The 19592-nt window shown below is 61.9% G+C and carries 20 protein-coding genes, 1 tRNA gene and 1 pseudogene; 4 read left to right on the forward strand and 18 right to left on the reverse strand.

The features are described 5' to 3' along the window. Positions 1-258: 258 nt before the first annotated feature. Complete coding sequence (locus LAN37_01685; GenBank protein ID MBZ5645917.1) at positions 259-987, reverse strand: class I SAM-dependent methyltransferase; 729 nt, start codon at positions 985-987, stop codon at positions 259-261. A 228-nt stretch (positions 988-1215) separates the two neighbouring features. Between LAN37_01685 and LAN37_01690 the strand changes: the two genes are divergently transcribed. Next, positions 1216-1761 (forward strand): hypothetical protein, encoded by a 546-nt coding sequence (locus tag LAN37_01690; GenBank protein MBZ5645918.1) that lies wholly within the window; start codon positions 1216-1218, stop codon positions 1759-1761. Between the two features lie 4 nt (positions 1762-1765). Here LAN37_01690 and LAN37_01695 read toward each other — a convergent pair whose 3' ends face one another. The 4 genes and pseudogenes from LAN37_01695 to LAN37_01710 form a co-directional block, all read right to left on the reverse strand. Continuing rightward, positions 1766-2296: a carbonic anhydrase gene (locus LAN37_01695; GenBank protein MBZ5645919.1), complete on the reverse strand. Its 531-nt coding sequence runs from the start codon at positions 2294-2296 to the stop codon at positions 1766-1768. A 132-nt stretch (positions 2297-2428) separates the two neighbouring features. Next, a complete protein-coding gene (locus tag LAN37_01700; GenBank protein ID MBZ5645920.1) occupies positions 2429-2626 on the reverse strand; it encodes a hypothetical protein in 198 nt (65 codons plus the stop codon). Between the two features lie 33 nt (positions 2627-2659). Next, positions 2660-3398, reverse strand: a pseudogene (locus tag LAN37_01705) (rRNA pseudouridine synthase). A gap of 97 nt (positions 3399-3495) precedes the next feature. Further along, positions 3496-3846 (reverse strand): STAS domain-containing protein, encoded by a 351-nt coding sequence (locus LAN37_01710; GenBank protein MBZ5645921.1) that lies wholly within the window; start codon positions 3844-3846, stop codon positions 3496-3498. A gap of 318 nt (positions 3847-4164) precedes the next feature. On the opposite strand from LAN37_01710, the gene LAN37_01715 reads away from it, so the two are divergent. The 3 genes from LAN37_01715 to LAN37_01725 all read left to right on the forward strand — a co-directional run bounded on the left by LAN37_01715 (position 4165) and on the right by LAN37_01725 (position 6284). Beyond that, positions 4165-4512 (forward strand): hypothetical protein, encoded by a 348-nt coding sequence (locus tag LAN37_01715; GenBank protein MBZ5645922.1) that lies wholly within the window; start codon positions 4165-4167, stop codon positions 4510-4512. A gap of 252 nt (positions 4513-4764) precedes the next feature. Further along, the gene (locus LAN37_01720) at positions 4765-4944 is read left to right on the forward strand and encodes a hypothetical protein (GenBank protein ID MBZ5645923.1); all 180 of its coding nucleotides are present in this window, start codon (positions 4765-4767) and stop codon (positions 4942-4944) included. After that, on the forward strand, positions 4941-6284 hold the full coding sequence (locus LAN37_01725; GenBank protein MBZ5645924.1) for an ammonium transporter: 1344 nt from the start codon (positions 4941-4943) through the stop codon (positions 6282-6284). The genes LAN37_01720 and LAN37_01725 overlap by 4 nt, the downstream gene beginning before the upstream one ends. Positions 6285-6343: 59 nt before the next feature. On the opposite strand, the gene LAN37_01730 is transcribed toward LAN37_01725, so the two are convergent. The 13 genes from LAN37_01730 to LAN37_01790 form a co-directional block, all read right to left on the reverse strand. After that, on the reverse strand, positions 6344-7312 hold the full coding sequence (locus LAN37_01730) for a serine/threonine protein kinase (protein ID MBZ5645925.1): 969 nt from the start codon (positions 7310-7312) through the stop codon (positions 6344-6346). A gap of 45 nt (positions 7313-7357) precedes the next feature. Beyond that, positions 7358-8236, reverse strand: coding sequence for a protein phosphatase 2C domain-containing protein (locus tag LAN37_01735; protein MBZ5645926.1), 879 nt, complete (start codon positions 8234-8236; stop codon positions 7358-7360). A 60-nt stretch (positions 8237-8296) separates the two neighbouring features. Beyond that, complete coding sequence (locus LAN37_01740; protein MBZ5645927.1) at positions 8297-10099, reverse strand: APC family permease; 1803 nt, start codon at positions 10097-10099, stop codon at positions 8297-8299. After that, positions 10077-10316 (reverse strand): hypothetical protein, encoded by a 240-nt coding sequence (locus LAN37_01745; protein ID MBZ5645928.1) that lies wholly within the window; start codon positions 10314-10316, stop codon positions 10077-10079. The genes LAN37_01740 and LAN37_01745 overlap by 23 nt, the downstream gene beginning before the upstream one ends. Positions 10317-10572: 256 nt before the next feature. Beyond that, positions 10573-11874 carry a porin gene (locus LAN37_01750; GenBank protein MBZ5645929.1) on the reverse strand — a complete coding sequence of 434 codons (1302 nt, stop codon included), beginning with the start codon at positions 11872-11874 and terminating at the stop codon, positions 10573-10575. 284 nt (positions 11875-12158) lie between these two features. Next, positions 12159-12234: transfer RNA gene (locus tag LAN37_01755), tRNA-Lys, on the reverse strand. A 271-nt stretch (positions 12235-12505) separates the two neighbouring features. After that, positions 12506-12730, reverse strand: a complete 225-nt coding sequence (locus LAN37_01760) for a potassium-transporting ATPase subunit KdpA (GenBank protein MBZ5645930.1) — start codon at positions 12728-12730, stop codon at positions 12506-12508. Positions 12731-12823: 93 nt separating this feature from the next. Continuing rightward, positions 12824-13429: a potassium-transporting ATPase subunit KdpC gene (gene kdpC / locus LAN37_01765; protein ID MBZ5645931.1), complete on the reverse strand. Its 606-nt coding sequence runs from the start codon at positions 13427-13429 to the stop codon at positions 12824-12826. A gap of 12 nt (positions 13430-13441) precedes the next feature. Beyond that, positions 13442-15466 carry a potassium-transporting ATPase subunit KdpB gene (gene kdpB, locus LAN37_01770; GenBank protein ID MBZ5645932.1) on the reverse strand — a complete coding sequence of 675 codons (2025 nt, stop codon included), beginning with the start codon at positions 15464-15466 and terminating at the stop codon, positions 13442-13444. Between the two features lie 18 nt (positions 15467-15484). Beyond that, on the reverse strand, positions 15485-17284 hold the full coding sequence (kdpA, locus tag LAN37_01775) for a potassium-transporting ATPase subunit KdpA (protein MBZ5645933.1): 1800 nt from the start codon (positions 17282-17284) through the stop codon (positions 15485-15487). Between the two features lies 1 nt (position 17285). Continuing rightward, entirely contained in the window at positions 17286-17375 is a 90-nt protein-coding gene (gene kdpF / locus LAN37_01780) for a K(+)-transporting ATPase subunit F (GenBank protein ID MBZ5645934.1), read from the reverse strand. A 1090-nt stretch (positions 17376-18465) separates the two neighbouring features. Continuing rightward, entirely contained in the window at positions 18466-19071 is a 606-nt protein-coding gene (locus tag LAN37_01785) for an ammonia-forming cytochrome c nitrite reductase subunit c552 (GenBank protein ID MBZ5645935.1), read from the reverse strand. 21 nt (positions 19072-19092) lie between these two features. Continuing rightward, positions 19093-19521, reverse strand: a complete 429-nt coding sequence (locus LAN37_01790; protein ID MBZ5645936.1) for a hypothetical protein — start codon at positions 19519-19521, stop codon at positions 19093-19095. Between the last annotated feature and the right edge of the window lie 71 nt (positions 19522-19592).

Here is a 19592-nt window from a genome sequence, read left to right on the forward strand (position 1 = left end):
CGCTCAGGGCAGGCTCCTTCGACTCGGCATCGGCATCCGCGGCCGATGCCTCGCTCAGGATGACACCATCATTGATGGCGCGGACGAGGGCATCCTCACCCCATCGCGCGAAAGAACGCGCGCTGGGGGCCCCGATGTCCGCGCCAGAAGCGCCACCGCGGCTAAAGCCGCTCCATTGTGCAGTCCTCTTTCCCACGCCTAAAGGCGTGGGCTTCCACCCCGCCCGTGCGCGTTCTCCGATAGGTTACCGGATGCCGTTCAGGAAGGGCTCTGCGGTCTCAAGACCCAGATCACCCAGGGTGCAACGGTAGTCTCGCTGAGCCAGCGGTACGGCTCTTTGCCGGTAGCCATGGGGCGGCGGGTTTCGAGTACCTGCAGTCTGGAGTGCGCGTACAGGTCCAGGTAGGCGTGATCCGTACACAGCACGTCGGCACAGGGGCGGCGGTCCTCGATATCCGTGGTGACGATCAGTACCGTGTCCCCGTCCTTCGCCTTGCGGTTCTGCGCTGCGTAGTCGCGGGTGGAGAACGATGCCCACTCGTGCCAGTAGATCTCCGGCGAGGAAACCAGGTTCACCAGCACGCCAGAGGGTTTCAGCGAAGTCGCGAGCTGGGTGAAGAGCGGCAGCTTGTTTTCGGCGGGGATGTTGTCGAACGTGAATGCCGACAGAGCCAAATCGTAGCCAGGAGCGAGCGGCCCCAGGTCGCCGCCGGCCACGCGCCGGTAATCCCCGTTGGGGTCCGCCTGCCGTGCCTTGCGCAGCATGTCCTCGGAAATGTCGACGCCCGTGACCTCGAAGCCCAGGCCTTTCAGGAATCGTGACGACCGCCCCGTGCCGCAGCCGAAATCGAGAGCCTTGCGTCCCTTCGCGTACTTCGCGGCGATCTCCGGCAGGTCGCGAAATGCCAGGTAGTAGGTGTTGGCGAACTCCAGCCTGGAATACGCTTCGGCCCGCGCAGCATCTTCATAAACGTTGACGAAGGCCATGACGATCTCCTGGGTGCGGCGTATCCGGGGCGGAATTGTATGCAGGGGGATGAGCACGCGTCTGTGATGTGAGGCACGAGGACTGCCAAGAAAGAACGGGGGGGCGAAGGAAGATCCCGGCGGGTGACCGCTCATCGCGGTGCTTCCATACGCGGAAGAAGACGAAGCGAGGCGGATACAGGTAAGTATTGATTCCAGCGGGTGATTCGGACAGGATGCGGTCAACCAATGAGTCTCTTCGACGATCTGCGGGAGACGTTCCGCGAGCCCTGGCGGCCGGTGGGGCGGACGGCGCTGCTGGCGTGGACGGCGTGCTACGCCCTGTTCCTGGTGTACGCCTTCCGCAACCGCGAGGGGTTCCTGCTGGTGGACAACGCCAACCTGGTGGTGCACGAGGCCGGCCACGCGCTATTCGGGTGGTTCGGGCCGACGCTGGGGCTGTGGGGCGGCACCATCCTGCAACTGCTGGTGCCGCTGCTGCTGGCGGCGTCGTTCGCCTACAAGCGGCAGACGGCGGCGGCGGCGTTCTGCATGTTCCTCTTCTTCGAGAACTTCCTCTACGTCGCCACGTACATGGCGGACGCGCGCACGCAGCTACTGGACCTGGTCAGCCTGGGCGGCGGCGAGCCCCCGGAACACGACTGGTATCTGATGCTGACGCAGATCGGGATGCTGCAGAAGGACACAGCGATCGCGGCAGTGGTGCGGGTGATGGGCTACTTGGGCATGATCGGCAGCGTGGGTTGGCTGTGGCTGCGCGCTCGCGCGCGCTAGAACTTCAGCGCACTTCGCCGATCTTGCCGGTCTTGACGTCGTAGATGAAGCCGCGGACGGCGAGGTCGTGCGGAAACCAGGGGTGCGAGCGCACGCGGGCGACCTGCTCGCGGACGCTTCCTTCCAGCGAACTGAATCCGCCGAAATGCGGCGGTCCCTGCGAGTGGATGCCGTAATCCTTCTCCAGGCGGGCGCGCAGTTCCGCTTCGCGCAGGTCGAGCAAGCCGCACTCGGTGTGCTGGATGATCATGATCTCGCGCGTGCCCTTCAGGTGGACGGAGATGAGCAGCGAGCGCAGGACGTCGTCGGTGACCAGGCCGCCGGCGTTGCGGATGAAGTGCGCGTCCCCCGGGCCGAGTCCGAGCATGGCCTTGAGCGGCTGGCGCGAGTCCATGCAGGAGACGACGACCAGCTCGCGGGTGGGCTCGGCGGGCAGGTGTCCCCAGGCGAAGTCACGGGCCCATTGCTCGCAGCTGGTGAGGACTTCGTCTATGACGTTGCCGACAGGCGTGGGCCGTAGTGTGTGGGTATGCATAAAGTCTCCACTCAATGAATGAGGTACCAGGCTTCCTGGAGCCTCCGGGCAACAACGGGGCCTACGAGCAGAAAGAGGGCGACACCAAGGACCGGTTTGCGCATCCGCGAACCTCGGGATTGGAATGAGGGGCTACTGTCCGGAGGGCTCGTCGCCGCCGGGCTTCACGATGCCAGCGCGGACAGCGACCTCGCCCAGGGTCGTGCCGATCTTGCGCGCTACATCGACCAAGGGACCGGCCGGGGCGCTGCGCTTGCGCGCGCTTCGTTTCCCGGAAGACTTCGGCGGTTTTGCGGGCTTCTTGGCCGCGGCTTTGCGTTTGGTGGGCATGAGTTCTCCTCTATCCAGTATCGGCGGGTCATTCTACTGCAAATCGTCCAGGGCACGCTTCTCTTCCCTGGTGAGTTCCCGGACGGCGCCCTTGGGAAGATCGCCGAGGGCGAGGGGGCCGATGGCCACGCGCACCAGGCGCAGCACTTCGACCCCGAGGCCCTCCAACATGCGGCGGATGTGGCGGTTCCTGCCTTCGTCGAGGACGATCTCCAGCCAGGTGTTCTTCTGTCCACCCCGCAGGATGCGGACGCGCTTGGCGCGTAGCAATTCGTCCCCGTCCGTCCGCACGCCCTTGACCAGAGCGGCGAGCAGGGGCGGGCCGGCGGATGTTCCCACCTGGACGTGGTAGGTCTTGTCGAGGCGCGTCTGGGGCGCGGCTATGCGCGCGCCCCACTCGGAATCGTTGGTCAGCAGCAGAAGACCTTCGCTGGCCTTGTCGAGGCGGCCGACGGGGGCGACCCAGGGGGTATCGGGCGGCAGGCAGGCATAGACGGTGTCGCGGCCCTTCTCGTCGGAGGCGGTGGTCACGGACACCGCGCGGCTTGTTCAACATGAGGTAGAGGGGAGTCGCGGCGGCCACGGTCTGGCGATCCACCGCGATGCGATCGCGCTGCAGATCGACCGGCGCTTCCGGCTCGCGGCAGAGGCGGCCGTTCAGGCGGACATGGCCGGCCCGGACCAGTCCGAAGGCCTGAGCACGCGAACAGTAGCCCAGCTTGGAGAGAGCCCGAGCCAGGCCGACCTTCCGCCGATGGACTATGCGAGACATGCAAAGCGCAACGCATGATAGCCGAAGGCGTGTTGGGGAAGAAAAAGGCCCGGGCGTCGGAGGCGGTGCCCGGGCCGATGGAGTGGCAACGAAATGTCTAGCCGGCCGGAGCGAAGGCGGCGATGGCGTCTGCCTCCGTTTCGTAGACAGGAAATACGCTGTTGAGCTTGGTGCTTTCCAGCAAGCGAGCGATCTTGCGAGAAGGCCGGGCGAAGCGCAACTTCCCGCCATGGGCGGTGGCCGAGGTGTACAGGCTCAGCAGGGCGCCGATCCCGCTGGGATCGACGAAGAACAGGCCGTCCAGGTCAATGACGATCTGCGGGTTCTTGGCGATGAGGTCCCGCAGCCATTCGGTGGCTTCTGAGGAGGCCTGGCCGAGCACCATTCGCCCGGAGAACCTCACGACGACTACGCTCCCGGCATGGCGTGCGCGTACAGTAAGTTCCATGTTCCACCTGATCACTGCTATAAATCTAGAAGGCCGAATGAACGCGGTGACAGTGTCAGAATGCGCCCACCGCGCCGGGTGGGCAAGTAACCGAGGTAATGGAGGTCCGGTAACCGACGAGATTCGGGCCGCGCCGGAAGATAAAATCCTCACGCCATGAAATGGGATATCGGTAAACGGAGCCGGAGGCTGCAGGTCTGGGGGGCACTTTGTGCCTTCATCGCATGCCTGCTGGCGGCCGCGCCAGGATGGGCCCAGAAGCAGCCCAACTTCTCGGGCCGATGGAATTTGAACCTGGAGAAAAGCGAGTTGGGCCCCATGCCGAAGCCGGATTCCGGCCAGTACGTCATTCGCCACGCCGGCGCCAACCTGACGCTAGACTACACGCAGGACGGCAAGACGACGCACGCCGAAATCACCACCGATGGCGAAGAGCGGGTCACGGACTCCAACCCGGATACCGAGATCTGGACGCGGGTGTACTGGGCGGGGCCGGTGCTGGTCTTCGAGTCACGCCAGAAGGCGCGCCCCGCGCACGAAAGCCAGGGCATCAAGTGGACAAGCCGATGGAGCTTGTCCGACGACGGTAAGACGCTGGCCCTCCAGAAACACTTCACCACGCCGGACGGAGAATTCGATCAGAAACTGCTCTTCGACAAGCAGTGAGCAGAGGGTGAGCGGGGAAGGGACCGAAACGTGCATCTCCGCCGGTGTTCGACACAGAAAACTTCTAACCACCATAAGAAAAATCGATTGGACGGGCTCCAGGGCGCGCACTACGCTCAAGTGTCGAGTCAGCGCCGATCCGATCCGGCGGCCCGGGCGGTGGTTCCGTCTCCTCCCCTGTCGGGCTAATGTGCCAGTTCTCAAGAGTGAGGCCAGAGCGGTTCGAGGCTGCTCCGGCCGGGGTGTCACCGTATGAAGGTTGCGGGCTTTCTGTTGCTGCTGGCGGGATGGGGAATCGTTCTCTCGGCGCTCGCGCTGCTCGCGCCGTCGGCGCTGCGGACCGGCTTTGTGCTGGCCGGCATCGGTGTCGAGGTGCTGGGCCTGATCCTGGCCGTGCGCGCCCATCTGGTCCTGCGAGAGGAAAGAGATTGACGTCCGCGCCTGTTCCTGCGCTCTCCGAGCTAGCGGCCGCCCTCTGCGTCGCGCTCATTTTCCTTGTTCCTCTGGCCCTGGCGGGGCTTTCGCTGATCAATGCCGGATTGGGGCGGTCGCGTAGTGCGGCGCACTCGATGGTCGCTTCCCTGTGTGTCGTGGCGGTGGCCGCAGTCGTGTACTTCGCCTGCGGGTTTGCGCTGCAGGGTTATCCCGGCCGGCCGGCGCACGTGTTGACCGTGGCGGGAAAACCCTGGAACTGGATCGCGGCGGAGCGGTTCTTTCTTCGCGGACTGGATCTGGACGGCTCTCCCGCCTCATTGGCGGCCTGGCTGCAGATGTTCAGCGTCGGGTTGGCAGCGCTGATCCCACTGGGGAGCGGAGCCGACCGCTGGCGGTTGGGGGCGAGCTGCGTTTCGACGGCCCTGCTGGCCGGCTTAACCTATCCCGTGTTCGCGCACTGGGTCTGGGGTGGCGGATGGTTGGCGCAACTCGGGGTCAATTTCGGGTTGGGCCAGGGCTTGGTGGATGGCGGTGGCGCGGGCTCGATCCAAGCGCTCGGAGGCCTGACCGCACTCGCAATGAGTTGGATCCTGGGTCCTCGCCGGGGCAAGTACGCCGCCGATGGCATGGCGGCTGCCATTCCCGGCCATAACGCCGTCTTCGTTCTCTTCGGGTGTCTGCTGGCCTTGCTGGGCTGGTGCGGCCTGAATTCCGCCGGCGCGATCCTTTTCAGCGGGGTTGAGGCCAAACGAGTGGGGCTGATCGCGGTCAATACCACGCTGGCCGCGGCGGCTGCCGCGTTGATGGCGGTGGTGATGACGCGCCTGCGATTCGGCAAACCGGACGCATCGCTCAGCGCCAACGGCTGGGTAAGCGGGCTGGTGGCCAGCAGCGCCGCGTGTGCGTTCATCCGACCGGGGACAGCACTCGTGATCGGCTTGGTCGCGGGCGCTGTGGTCACCTACGCGGTGGAGTTTTTCGAGTTGCGACTCGGAGTGGACGATCCCGGAGGAGCAATCGCGGTGCACGCCGTGGGTGGAATCTGGGGCCTGTTGGCGCTCGGCCTTTTCGCGCGTCTTCCTTACGCAGCGACCGGTGGGGCCTGGCGTGGATGGGGAAGCGGCGGTTCCAGCCAGTGGCTGGCGCAACTGGTGGGCGTCGCTACCCTGCTGGGCTTTGTACTGCCGATGACCTACGGTTTGAATTGGCTATTGAATCGTGTTTACCCGCAGCGGGTAGCATTGGAAGGCGAACGCCTGGGCCTGGATCTATACGAGCTGGGCGCGGGCGCCTATCCGGAGTTCGTCACCCATACTGACGAATTCGTCCAGCGGTAAAGGCCGGCCCTTCCCCACCGCATCGGCCACACGACTGCAATCATCCCCGGCAGAACGGTTCAGCCGTGCCGCGCCAGATAAAACATCAGGGCGAAGATGATGACGGGAATCAACGCCAGCACCACATAAAATAGGATGGTTCTGGCCAAGGGCGAGCGCCGCCGTTTCCAGTCCCGCAGCTCGGGACGCTCCGCCACTCCGACCTGGTCCAGATGCCGGAGATCCCTGGCAAACTCGCGGGCGCTGCCGTACCGGTTCTTGGGGTCCCGTTCCAGGGCGCGGTAGATGACCTCCTGGAGCTGGGGGGAGATAGCAGGATCGATCTCGCGCGGAGGGATGGGGTTGTTCAGCAGGCGATCGTTCATGATGAGGAAGGGATTGGAGCCGGTGAACGGGACCTTCCCGGTCAGCATCTCGTACAACATGACCCCCAGCGCGTAGATGTCGCTGCGGGCGTCGCCGCGCTTCGCCTTCACCTGCTCCGGAGAGATGTAGTCGGGCGTGCCCATGGTCTGAGACAGACGGGAGAAGGTGATCCTGCGCGCCCCGACGTTGGAGGCGATGCCGAAGTCGATGAGCTTGATGCGGTCCTCGGCGTCCACCATGATGTTCTCGGGCTTCAGATCGCGGTGCACGACCCCCTGGCTGTGGATGTACTCCAAAGCGTCACAGACGCCGAGGGCGATGCGGACCGCGCGATCCGCTGGAAGCTTGCGCTGCTCGTTGAGGACTTGACGCAGCAGCCGCCCGTCTACCCATTCCATGACCATGTAGACCCGGCTGCGGTCATCGTCGGTGAACACCCTCATGACGCCGGGATGGTCCAGCTTTGCGCCAATCTCCTCCTCGCGATGAAAACGCTCGAAGAAGACCGGGTCACTCTCGACTTCGGGATGGGGAATCTTGATGGCGACGGGGCGACCGGTGAGGAGATCGATGCCGCGGAAGATGGAGGCCATCCCGCTGCGGGCAACAACTCCTTCGATGCGATAGTGGTCGAGTTGATCGCCGGGATGGATGGAATTCATGTGGCAGCGCCGATCCGCGGCGACAAGCGGGTGCGATTCCCAGGCTCAGCGAAGCTTGTAGGGGCGCCCGCGGTACATGCCGACACGTTCAACGCCTCGAACGCGGATCAATTGAACGCTGACATTATCGCTGCCGTCGCGTTGATTGGCAATCGCGACCAGTTCGTGCGCCGCTTCCTGCAAGTCAGCGCGCCGGCTGACGGCGTGGGCCATCTCCGATTCGGTGACCGGGCCGTGCAGCCCGTCGGAACACAGCAGCAGGACATCGCCGGGAAGAAGGAGGTTCTCGCAACAGTCGACGGCGACGAAAAGATCGTTTCCCAGCGAGCGGCTGAGGAGGTGGCGAGTGGGTGCCGCAGCCGCCTCGCGGGCTGAGAGCACGCCCAGCCGGAACTGCTCACCGGCGACGGTATGGTCGCGGGTCAAGAGCCGGGCGTGGCCGCGCCGGATGAGGTAACAACGCGAATCACCCACGTGGGCCACGACTGCATGATCGAAGCGAAGAGCGCAGGCCACGATGGTGGTCGCCATGGCCACAGCCCTGGGTACGGCCGTGCGCCCAGCGTCGTACACATGGGTATTGGCCGCCTGGATCAGACGCGTCAACAAGGCGGCGTGGGGTTCGTCTTTCGGAGCTGTGCGAAAGCCAGCGGCCAGGTCGTCCACCGCGGTGCGAGAGGCCACGTGTCCCTGCTCCTGTCCGCCGACTCCATCGGCCAGCGCGAACATCCAGCCATGAGTGCGGGCCTGCTCCGGCGTCGCGGGAAGCGCATGGCCGAGATAATCCTGGTTCTGCTCGCGCACGCAGCCGTGGTCGGAAAGCTGCGCGAACTCGAGATCCAGCACAGACGTATGCGCAGGACGGTGCGTGCCGGAGAGCTTGCCGGCCCCGCCAGAGAGCGGCCCTCGAGATTGCTTCAACATTTGCTCCTTCAAGAAGGGGCGGGCCTAAGCCCGCCCATTCTCACGAGCAATCGCACGTCGTCACACCGCCTGTGTCCGGCTTGCGACCAGCGTGGTCCTCCCCATCGTGCGACTGCTGCGGACAAAGAAGATCCCACCGTAGATCCCCCAGACCAGAGCGATCCCTAAAGCCAGCAGCGGCTCCATCTTTGTGCCGTAGCCCAGGAACGGTCCGACCAGGTAGAAAATCATGCAGGCCAGGTTGGCAACCAGCCCGAAGACAGGGATCAAGAGGTGCCGCAGAACGCTGAACTTCGGGTGGCCATGGTAGGCGACGATGCAGATCACGCAGCTCAGGCCGTACAGCAGGAAGGTACCGAAGTTCGACGCCAGCGTGATGGTCAGCAGCGAATTGGGCAGCGCCGCCATCTTGTCATGAGTGGTGTACCCAAAGCTGGACCAGAAGCCATGGGGCAACGCCTGGATTGCGCTGTCGGTGGGCGCACCGGCGTCGCCGAAGGCCATCACGACCGCGATGCAACCGACCACCGCCGAGATCGCCGCCAAGGTCCAGATGGCGCGATGAGGAGTGAGGTTTTTCCCGTGCAGGAAGCCGAAGTGCTCCGGCACTTCCTGATCCTTCCCCATGGAGTAGGTCACGCGCGCCCCGGTGTTCATGCAGGACAGAGTGGTTCCGATAAGCGCCAGGAACACGGTGAAGGCCTCGCACAACATGAAGATACGTCCCCGCCCCGCGCCGAACAGAGCATCGCCCACCATGATCATCATGTCACCGATGGGCGCCGCCGAGCCCGCGGCACTTTGCAGGGTGTAGCCACTGTTGAGGAAATAGTTCGCCGCAAAGTACTCGAACAGGTAGCAGAACGCCCCCTGGACCAGCAGCGAGACGATGACCGCAATGGGCACGTCGCGCTTGGGATTCTTGGCTTCGCCGCCCATGGCGGTCACCGATTCGAATCCCACCAGGATCAGGATGGCGACCGTGGCCTGGACGAACACCCAGCCCCAGTTGTGCGCCTTGATCACGGAAGCGGCGTTGGAATGGGTCAGGAAATTGCCGCTGTCGTCTTTGGTGGGGTAGCTGATGCGAAACGGCACGGGCTTTCCGGCAGTGTCCAGCTTGGGCTGCGGGATACCGTCCGGGTTGCGCACGATCGATTCCGTCTCTTTTCCGTCAACGACCGCCTTCTGGGTCGCGAATTCGTAGGTGTACGCCGCACCCGACGCCGAATCGAACTGGAAGGCTACGCTGCCCGGCGGATGGTTCACGCGATACCCCAGCGCCAGCACGGAGAACACGACCAAGGCTGCGATCTGGATCACGTTGATGGCAATACTGACCGACGTGGAGCCGTTCACGCCCCGATACGCGATGTAAGCGACTCCGAAGGAGAAGACGATGGCAATCAGCATCATGAATGCCGGACCGGGATTGGAGGCATTCATGAAACTCGGCCAGATGGTCCCCACCAGGTAGCCGCAGAGGACTCCCATTACCCCGACCATGACGCCGGGATAGATCCAGTAATAGAGGTGCGAACCCCAACCGACGATGAACTTGGAAAGCCGGGCGTACCGCCACGCCTTGTCGTGATTGAGGAAGGACTGTTCGGCGAAATAGTAGGAACTGCCGGTCCCGGGATACAGCTTCGCCATCTCGGCATAGCACACGGCGGTCGCCAGGCAGAGCGCGAGCGCCAACAAGATCCCGAGCCACATGGCCGGTCCGGTCACGCCGGTGGTCGCCTGGATGTAGAAGGTCAACCAGAGAAAGGCGCCCGGCGCGATCAGCGCCATGGCATTCATGGTCAAGCCGGTCAAACCCAGGGTCGGTTTCATCTCAACGGGGGCGTTCGCCGCCATATCCATCCTCCTTGTGTGTGCGTTGCAGAATCGGTTCGTAGATCCCAGGGGCCTTGCAGAAGCCAGCCGCCGCATAGAGCAGAAGTGCCATGGCGGCCAGCGCGATCAGCGTGCCCGCCACCGGATCACCCTCCAATGCGAGCAAGCCGCCAAGCAATCCAGGAAAGCCAATCAGGAACGCTCCGAGGTTAGTCATTTGTCGCCGGCCTGTGGTCATCGCCGGGTTTCTCCGCCGCAGGCACTGCCGGAATCGCGTCTGATGAAGCCACCGGCCGACGGTGGCTGCGCCTCCCGGATGGCAAGGAGCGGGTGCGGATTGGGAGCGGGCGCAGCTTGAGCATCGCTGGTCGTTGGGTTTGTTTGAGTTTTTGCCCAAGCTGCGGACCCGCACAACGAAAGTGGCGCCGGAAACCCTCTACCGGCCGCAGCCACCTCCGATCTCGTATTTGGCGCACCGAGGATGCCCCCAAGTCTCATTGCTCCCTCGAATCGATCGCGTAGATCAAACCGGCACTGATGGTGCTCTGCCCCGGCACCGGCGTGCTGCCTTTCATGAAGACGGGAGCATTGGAGACGTCGTGGCGGAACTCGAGCCGGGTGATCAGGTGGTGAGACACGAGGCGTTCCAGCGTCCCAGTGAACTCGTTCAGGTGCTGGGGTGTACCCGTGGTGAAGCCGTTATGGTCGTCGAAATACTCGTATCGGGTTGCCAGGGAGTACCGCGAATTGAAGACGTAGCGGACGTAGCCTCCGATCCCGGTCCAGAAGGCTGGGTTGGCGTAGCCGAGGACCATGTCGCCACGGCCGTAGTCGTAGTTCAGAGCCAACGAGAGCCGGTTGGTGGGCGCGTAGGTGAAGACGGTGTCGCTGACCTGGCGCCAGTGGCTGTTCGTGTTCAGCCCTTCCGGGCCGGCCATGTAGTTCTGCGTCAGACTGAACTTCTTGGTGGGGTTCCACGCGAAACTCAGGCCGAAGGTCTTCCCGGTGTTGTTGTCGATGACATCGTTCCACCCGTTCACCACGTATCCGGTCAACGAATACTTGCTGTTGAAGGCGTATTTCGCCCGCACGCCGTAGTGGTAATAGGGGATCGCGTAACTGAATAGGAGCCCGCGGGAGTAGTTCCAATCGTCCTTGCTCTCGATGACCTCGAAGCCGTGGGGCGTGACGAACTTGCCGACGTCGATGGTGAGACCGCTTCCGACCGGGGCGAGATAGGTGAAGTAGGCTTCCTTGAGGTACTGGGCGAAGCCCAACCCGCCCGGATCGGTGGCATTCACTGCGTTCATGGCATCGCCGTAGCCGAACGCGATGTGGTAGCCGAGGCGGCTGTTGGTGGCTTCCGCCGGCTTGTCGATAATCAGCTCGATCATGTTCAGCGAGAACTGGTTTGCCGGAGCGTCGAAGCTCCGCAGACCGGTCATGCGGGATTGCGGCTGGTTGATACTGAACCCGTAATAGGTGTCAACGAAGCCGCTCAGGGTGGTCGAGCCCAGAAGGTGTCCGAGGGACTCCGCCGCAGTCGCGGGCGGAGCGGGAGTTGCAACGGCTGCCGCCGCGGGAGGCACAGCGGAGCTGGCGGCAGGGGCGGCGGGCGCGTTGGCGGCAGCCAGAGCAGCGCGCAGATCGCTGACCTGCTTTTCCAACAGCTCCAGCCGGTGATTCAGCTCGGCGGTATCGGAGGCCGAACCGTTAGTTTGTGCGTTCAGCGTCATCGCTGAACATGCAAGGAACATCAGCAAAGCGACAGCAGCCACCTGCCGGGACAGAGGCATTTCGGATACTCACTTTCCCCCACAAGCCGCGCGGTTGCCCACATCCAACCCGCGACTTGACGACCAGCGAGCCGACAGTATCGGTGGAGGTTTCCCCTGTCCAACTCATAGTTTTTCTCCGGCGAATCGCAATTACGCCCAGAAATTCTGCTTATGGGCACGATAAACGATTTCTTGCGGCCTTTATATCGTAAGGCGATGTAATCGTGCGGAGCGAGTACGTTTTCCGGCGAGAAAGGGCGGCGTCACGGCGGGGGATGGATCGGGATACGGAGAGATTCGAGTGGTGAGCGCGGAAGGAATCGAACCTTCAACCTACTGATTAAGAGTCAGTTGCTCTGCCAATTGAGCTACGCGCCCAAGACGTTTCTCTTGAATAGATTACCACAGGCTCCAGGGATACAAGTGATTCTCGGGTCAGTCGTTCTCTCAGTAGCATCAATAATTTGAGTGGACTCACCGTAGCCCGCCGTATTCGTCCGATGCAGGCGGTCCCTACGAAAACCCCCACATGTTTGACGAGTTGTGACGTATTCCCCTACCGCCATGCCTCATGAGATGACAGATGGTAGAGCGCAGCGTTTTCAGTGTGGCGATAATTTGCAGTTTCAATAATCTCACTTATGTGGCTTCAAGTGGCTGCGTCCATCACTGAAAAGTCACCACAGGCGAGCACGTAGAGCGTCAGTATCTTCGCTTCCGGCGGTCCGATCGTCTTGCCGAGATACTCCTGCGTTCGGCCCACCATCAGTCCCGCCAGCAGCAGGCCCAGCAGGGCGACCAGGATGCGAGCGGCTTGACCAACAGTGTGAGGATCAGCAGGAAAGCACCGTATTGAATCAGTGCTTGCATTCATGACCTGTCGGGGTGGAAGAAGCCGCCGGAAGAGCCCCGGCTACTCTGATTCGATAACGAGCCCGTAACGTTCGAATGAAAAGTCCATCGAGACTTAAGGATGGTTTTGTTCCATGGTCTTTGCCTGCTTTCTTGCCGGGTAACGGGTATCCAGCTCGAGATTAAGCTCTAGAACATTGACACGCGGCTCTCCCAGAAATCCCAACTGTCGTCCCGCGGTGTGTTTGCCGATAAGCTGCCGCAGCTGGTCTTCGCTCAAGGCACGTTCGCGGGCGACGCGGGGGACCTGGAACTCGGCTGCCGCGGGCGTAATGTCGGGATCGAGACCGGAGGCAGATGTGGTGACCAGGTCGATCGGCACAGGCTTGCCGGGATTCTCCGATTGGAGTGAGGCGATGTCCTGCTTCACGCGGTCGATCAGTTTCTGATTGGTGGGGCCGAGATTCGTTCCACCGGAATTGGCGGCGTCATAGCCATTGCCGGCCGCAGACGGACGTGAGTGGAAGTATCCCGGTCCTGTGAAGGGCTGGCCGATGATCCGGGATCCGATGATCCTTCCGTCGCGCTGGATCAGCTGGCCGCCGGCCTTGTCTGGAAACAGGACCTTAGCGATGCCGGTCACAACCAGCGGGTAAATGATGCCCAGCAAGATCGTGGTTGCGATCGTCATGAGCACGGCGGTGATGAGATTCTTCTTCATTGCGGCATTCCTTTATGCAAGACCAATGTGCGTGATCACCATGTCGATCAGCTTGATCCCGATGAACGGCACGATGATCCCGCCCAGGCCGTAGATCAGGAGGTTCCGCCGCAGCAGCGGAGCTGCGCCCATAGGCCGGTATTTCACGCCGCGCAATGCAAGCGGGATCAGAGCGATGATGATCAGAGCGTTAAAGACAACGGCCGACAAAATGGCCGACTCCGGTGTTTGCAGACGCATGATGTTCAGCGCTTGCAGCACAGGGAACGTTCCCGCGAACATGGCGGGAATGATGGCGAAGTACTTGGCCACATCGTTGGCGATGGAGAACGTGGTCAGCGAGCCGCGCGTCATCAGAAGCTGTTTACCGATCTCTACGATCTCGATCAGCTTGGTGGGATTCGAGTCCAGGTCCACCATGTTTCCGGCCTCTTTGGCAGCCTGCGTGCCGGTGTTCATGGCGACGCCCACGTCGGCCTGCGCGAGCGCCGGCGCGTCGTTGGTGCCGTCACCCGTCATCGCGACCAGCTTACCGCCGGCCTGCTCACTCTTGATCAAGTCCATCTTGTCCTTGGGCGTGGCCTGCGCGAGAAAATCGTCGACACCGGCCTCGCGCGCGATGGCGGCTGCGGTCAACGGATTGTCGCCGGTGATCATCACAGTGCGGATGCCCATGGCGCGTAAATGGTCGAAGCGATCGCGCATGCCGCCCTTGACGATGTCTTTCAGTTCGATCACGCCTAGAGCGCCGCGGCTCTTCTCGGCGACCACCAGGGGGGTGCCTCCGCTGCGCGCGATCTCCTCAACCGTGGCCTGCACTTCCTTTGGAAACTCTGTGCCTCCCTGAGACAGGTAGGCTGCAATTGCGTCGGCTGCACCCTTGCGGATCTCGAAGCCGTTCATGTTTACGCCCGACATGCGGGTCTGGGCGGAAAAAGGCACAAATTGCGCATCGTGGGAAGCCAGTTCGCGTCCGCGCAGACCATATTTCTCCTTGGCGAGCACCACGATGGAACGGCCCTCAGGAGTCTCGTCTGCCAAAGATGAAAGTTGCGCCACGTCTGCCAACTCCTTCTCTGTCACGCCGGGAGCCGGAACGAAGCGCGAGGCTTGCCGGTTGCCGAGAGTGATGGTGCCGGTTTTGTCCAGCAGGAGAGTGTTCACGTCACCGGCTGCTTCGACGGCCCGTCCGGACATGGCGAGCACGTTGTGCTGGATGAGCCGATCCATTCCGGCAATACCGATCGCCGACAGCAGCCCGCCGATGGTCGTCGGGATGAGGCAGACCAGCAGCGACACCAGCACGAACACCGTCTGCGGAGAGCCGGAGTAGATAGCGAACGGCTGTAGAGTGATAACCGCCAGAAGGAAAATGATCGTCAGACCAGCCAGGAGAATGTTGAGCGCAATCTCATTCGGGGTCTTCTGCCGCTCGGCGCCTTCGACCAGCGCGATCATGCGGTCCAGGAAGGTTTCGCCAGGGTTCGCCGTGATCTTGACTTTGATCTGATCGGAGAGAACCCGCGTGCCGCCTGTCACAGCCGAGCGATCGCCGCCGGCTTCGCGAATGACCGGGGCGGATTCGCCCGTGATCGCCGATTCATCGACTGAGGCCACGCCTTCGAGGATCTCGCCGTCCGATGGAACCAATTCACCGGCAGAGACGATCACCAGGTCTGCAGCACGCAGCTTGGAACTCGGCACTTTCTCGATCGTTCCATCCCCGAGCAGCCGATTGGCGACGGTCTCGGAGCGTGCCTTACGGAGCGTGTCTGCCTGGGCTTTTCCGCGTCCCTCAGCCATGGCCTCGGCGAAATTGGCGAACAACACCGTGAACCAAAGCCAGAGCGTGATCTGCAGGTTGAAGTTGAAGGCCGTACCACCGCGGAACAGCAGCACGGTCGTGATCACGCTGCCGATCTCCACCACGAACATGACGGGATTGCCCATCATCTTGCGCGGGTTCAGCTTGACGAAAGAGTCCACGATCGCACGTCGTACGATCTTCCACTCCCAAATAGCTTTCTGCTTTGCCATATCGTTTATCCAACCAAATCAGAAGGTCTTGCCCGCCCCCATCAGCAGGTGCTCGAGGATCGGTCCCAGGCTCAAAGCCGGGAAAAACGTCAGCGCGCCGACAATCAGAATCACGCCGATCAGAAGTACGGTGAACAGCGGCGTCGTGACCGGGAACGTGCCCAGCGACGGTGGCACGTACTTCTTGCGCGCCAGATTCCCGGCGATGGCCAGCATGGGGATGATCATCAAGAACCGTCCCGCCAGCATGGTCAGGCCGATAGTCGTGTCGTACCAGGGTGTGTTTACGGTCAATCCGCCAAATGCGGAACCATTGTTGCCAGCGCCCGAGACGAAGGCGTAGAGCATTTGGCTCAATCCGTGAGGTCCCGGATTCGAGATGCCCGACGTGCCGAATGGCTTGACCGATGAAATCGCCGTGAACACCAGGATCACCAGCGGGAACACCAGCACTACGAGCATGGCCATCTTCACGTCATAGGCTTCTATCTTCTTGCCAAGGTATTCGGGTGTGCGGCCCACCATCAGGCCGGCGATGAACACCGCCAGCACGATGTAGATCAGCATGCCGTACATCCCGGAACCGACGCCACCGAAGATGACTTCGCTGAGCATGATGTTGACCAGCGGAACCATGCCGCCGAGCGGCGTGAAGGAGTCGTGCCAGCCGTTGATGGCGCCGCAGCTTGCGTCGGTAGTCACCGTCGCCCACAGGGCGCTATTGGCGATGCCGAACCGGACTTCTTTGCCCTCCGTGTTCCCACCGGACTGGGTCGCGCTCACGCGTTGGTCTACGCCGGCCAGCAGTGGGTTCCCGCGCGATTCCGCCCAGTACGCCGTTGTAACCCCGGCCAGGAACAATACGGCCATCGCCGCCCACACCGCCCATCCATGGCGCTGTGAGCCCGTCATCCGGCCCAGTGTGTAAGTCAGTCCGGCCCCAATTGCGAAGATGGAGAACATCTCGATGAGATTTGAGAAGGGAGTCGGGTTCTCAAACGGATGCGCGCTATTGGCATTGAAGAAGCCGCCACCGTTGGTGCCAAATTCCTTGATGATCTCCTGCGACGCTACTGGGCCTTGGGCAATCGTTTGCTCGGTGACCGTGTCCATCACCTGCTTGCTGTCCGGCCCGATTACGGGTTTTCCATTCGCATCCACCTTCGGTACCTGCTGCGGCTCGACCAGCTTCACCGTGTCGTACGGTTTCAGGTTCTGCACGACGCCCTGGGACACGAGCACCAGCGATCCAACGATGCAGAACGGCAACAGCACCCATAGGCTGCAGCGAGCCAGATCCACCCAGAAGTTGCCGATCGTCTTCATCTCACGCCGCGCAATACCTCGAATGAAGGCAATGGCCAGGGCGATGCCGGTCGCTGCCGAGACGAAGTTGTGGTAAGCCAGGCCCGCCATCTGGGTGAAATAGCTCATCGTGGTTTCACCCGAGTAGGCTTGCCAGTTCGTGTTGGTGGTGAACGAAGCCGCGGTGTTGAAGGCCAAATGAGCTGGCGCTACTGCGCCGAACTTCTGCGGGTTGAGCGGCAGGAATCCTTGGACGCGCTGAATGACATACAGCAGCAGCATCGAAACTGCACTGAACAAGAGCATGGACACGCCGTACTCGACCCAGCCCATCTCCCGGTCTTCATCCACGCGGGTCACCCGGTACAGCAGCCGCTCGATCGGCCGCAACACGGGATCCATAAATGTGCGCTCGCGGTTGAACACGCGCGCCATGAAGACGCCCAAAGGCTTGGTCACAGCGAGGATCAGGGCAAGAAAAAGCAGTATTTGGAACCAGCCGTTGACTGTCATCTCAGAACTTCTCCGGACGCAGCAGTGCGTAGATCAGATACACCATTGTCAGGGCACTCACTGCAAGCATGATGATCGATTCCAGGCTCATATTCTTTCTCTCTTACTTCACGCGATCGCAGAAACGCACATAGGCAATGGAAATCGCAAAGAATGCGATCGAAATGGCCACGAAGATCAGATCCTGCATACGCGAGCTCCTAATTCAAACTTTCAATTGACTGTTCTTGCTCGAAGGTCGCAGTGGTTTCCTTCCCGATTTCCTGAGCTGGTCGAGCTCCCCCAATACCCGCCAGCCAAGGCGGATTAGATATGCGAGAAGTCCGACAGCAGCCAACGCTGCAACGGTCTCAAGTCCGTTAACCATTGTGCGTCCGCCTCACAACCTATGTCGAATGTCTTCTGATCCTTCCGGGAGTGCCACGCTTGGTCGAGAGGTGTTGCGCCGGGTTTTCAGAAGGTGTGGATACATCGGGATCACTCTCCCGAGAGGGATGGGTGAATCCGCATGCTGGGGAAACACGTCTTGGTCGCGTTCACTTTCACCATCCTCACCGCTATCGTGCTCCGGCCCGACCTGCACCAGGTAGCCCAATCGTGCGGCTCTACCTTCCCTGCCGCAGATGGCAATCAGGAACCGAACCATGAATAGCACCGAGCTGGTGCATATCGCAACGAGAATGGGAGTCAACAGCATTTGAGAACTCGACTCGGAGGGACCAGCACGCGGAGCGGTCCGCGATCTCGTCTCCTCACAGCAACATTGGATACCGTCGTACGTAAAACTTGTCTAAAGAGTGCATAAAGAAGTTGTAACGCCATTGTTTGCTGCGCTTGTTCCCCTTCCGAGACCTGCGGTGAGCGGCTTATTCGGGGGCAGTTATGAAGTCTTTACGAGGGTTTTATTCGGTCTTTACGGCTTCTCTTGTCCAATCAGAGTAGCCGGATTATGTAAAGTTCGGCTGGAGGCGAGGTGACTTCACTCACGGCAGTTCTGGGTTTCTTATTGCTGTTGGGCCTGCTACTAACCGGAAGTCAGATTCGGCGGCGGCAACTGAAGAGCAACGAGAAAAGGCCACACCAGCAGCCAATGAAGGCGAGCACAGCAGCTTTTGGCTGTCAGTCGACAACTCACTGACCTTTGGCCACGAGGATGCTTACAGTTTCGGCTCTCTGGTCGATCATGATTCGCTGATACGGTTACTCGTCTCCAGGATCGAAACGATAACCAACCCACGGCTCAGTAATAAGGTAGCGCGGCGCGATCCCAGCGCCAACTGGCCCTTGCGGCAGAGGTCGATAGCCTCGGCCAGCGATTTGATCGAGTACTGGTCGGCGTGGAAACCCATGGAGTTCTCGGAGATCATGAAGTCGATGTAGAGCTGCGCCTGGCGCTGGTATTGGCGCGCTTGCTCCATGTCGGTTTCGCTGGCGCCGGCGTCCTTGGCCGCCTTGATGTCGTGGATCAGGTCCATGAGGGCATCGAGGGCGATGTTGCACGTGTCATAGAAGCGGGTCTGGATCTCCTCGACCCGGTCCTTCAGCTCCTTCTCCGGCCAGCGATGACAGGTCTGGCAGGCGCGGTTGATGTTGAGCAGGGGCGAGCGCACGTCGTGGTCGCTGATCTTCAGGCCGCCCTCGCGGGTGTAGGGCATGTGGCAGTCGGCGCAGGCGTTGGGGTCATTCGTGAGGTAGGAATAGCCTTTGGCGTAGACGAAGGTGTACAGGCCAAGGCCGAGGGCAACACCAACCAGGATGCCGAGGACGATCGTCGCAGTGCTTCGCATGGGCGCCTCAGATCGGGACTGCTAGCGGAGCGCGCCCAGTTGTGTGCCGGCCCCGCCGTGGCAGGCACCGCACATCATCTGTCCTTCCATGGAGTTCAGCTTCCGCTGAACCGCGACTGCGGTGCCGTCCTTGCCATCGTCGGAAGTGTCGTGATCGAGATGGAAGCGGACGGCGTCCGACAAGCGCGATTCCAACTCCAGTTGCTGGCGGATGACTGGATCGCCGCTCGTGATATGCACCCGCGTCATTGCCATGGTGCGCAGGAGGTCTAGGATCTCAGCGGTCTGGGCCTGCTCTTCTTGGAGTTGCCGCATGGGGACTACACGGATCAAGGCGCGCTTGGTCATGCGCGGCCCGGGGGCGTCTTCCAGCCCATAGCGAGGTTGCGGGGCCTGGGCATCGAGGGGAATAGCCAGAACGAGGACGACAAGGAACAGGAAGCGTTTCATGGCCGGCCTCCTCGCAGGCAGCCTAGTGCGGAGCAGGCCCCGCAGGGGAGGACGGCGGTCACATGAATCTG

The sequence above is a fragment of the Terriglobia bacterium genome (assembly GCA_020073495.1).
Classification (GTDB): Bacteria; Acidobacteriota; Terriglobia; order Terriglobales; family Acidobacteriaceae; genus JAIQFD01.

Coding starts and splice junctions, on each gene's coding strand:
- LAN37_01760 (MBZ5645930.1), bottom strand. CDS start 12,730: ATGAATGCAAGCACTGATTCAATACGGTGCTTTCCTGCTGATCCTCAC.
- LAN37_01750 (MBZ5645929.1), bottom strand. CDS start 11,874: ATGCCTCTGTCCCGGCAGGTGGCTGCTGTCGCTTTGCTGATGTTCCTT.
- LAN37_01695 (MBZ5645919.1), bottom strand. CDS start 2,296: ATGCATACCCACACACTACGGCCCACGCCTGTCGGCAACGTCATAGAC.
- LAN37_01785 (MBZ5645935.1), bottom strand. CDS start 19,071: ATGCGAAGCACTGCGACGATCGTCCTCGGCATCCTGGTTGGTGTTGCC.
- LAN37_01710 (MBZ5645921.1), bottom strand. CDS start 3,846: ATGGAACTTACTGTACGCGCACGCCATGCCGGGAGCGTAGTCGTCGTG.
- kdpC (MBZ5645931.1), bottom strand. CDS start 13,429: ATGAAGAAGAATCTCATCACCGCCGTGCTCATGACGATCGCAACCACG.
- kdpB (MBZ5645932.1), bottom strand. CDS start 15,466: ATGGCAAAGCAGAAAGCTATTTGGGAGTGGAAGATCGTACGACGTGCG.
- LAN37_01700 (MBZ5645920.1), bottom strand. CDS start 2,626: ATGCCCACCAAACGCAAAGCCGCGGCCAAGAAGCCCGCAAAACCGCCG.
- LAN37_01715 (MBZ5645922.1), top strand. CDS start 4,165: ATGCCGAAGCCGGATTCCGGCCAGTACGTCATTCGCCACGCCGGCGCC.
- kdpF (MBZ5645934.1), bottom strand. CDS start 17,375: ATGAGCCTGGAATCGATCATCATGCTTGCAGTGAGTGCCCTGACAATG.
- LAN37_01690 (MBZ5645918.1), top strand. CDS start 1,216: ATGAGTCTCTTCGACGATCTGCGGGAGACGTTCCGCGAGCCCTGGCGG.
- LAN37_01735 (MBZ5645926.1), bottom strand. CDS start 8,236: ATGTTGAAGCAATCTCGAGGGCCGCTCTCTGGCGGGGCCGGCAAGCTC.
- LAN37_01790 (MBZ5645936.1), bottom strand. CDS start 19,521: ATGAAACGCTTCCTGTTCCTTGTCGTCCTCGTTCTGGCTATTCCCCTC.
- LAN37_01685 (MBZ5645917.1), bottom strand. CDS start 987: ATGGCCTTCGTCAACGTTTATGAAGATGCTGCGCGGGCCGAAGCGTAT.
- LAN37_01730 (MBZ5645925.1), bottom strand. CDS start 7,312: ATGAATTCCATCCATCCCGGCGATCAACTCGACCACTATCGCATCGAA.
- LAN37_01720 (MBZ5645923.1), top strand. CDS start 4,765: ATGAAGGTTGCGGGCTTTCTGTTGCTGCTGGCGGGATGGGGAATCGTT.
- LAN37_01740 (MBZ5645927.1), bottom strand. CDS start 10,099: ATGGCGGCGAACGCCCCCGTTGAGATGAAACCGACCCTGGGTTTGACC.
- LAN37_01745 (MBZ5645928.1), bottom strand. CDS start 10,316: ATGACCACAGGCCGGCGACAAATGACTAACCTCGGAGCGTTCCTGATT.
- kdpA (MBZ5645933.1), bottom strand. CDS start 17,284: ATGACAGTCAACGGCTGGTTCCAAATACTGCTTTTTCTTGCCCTGATC.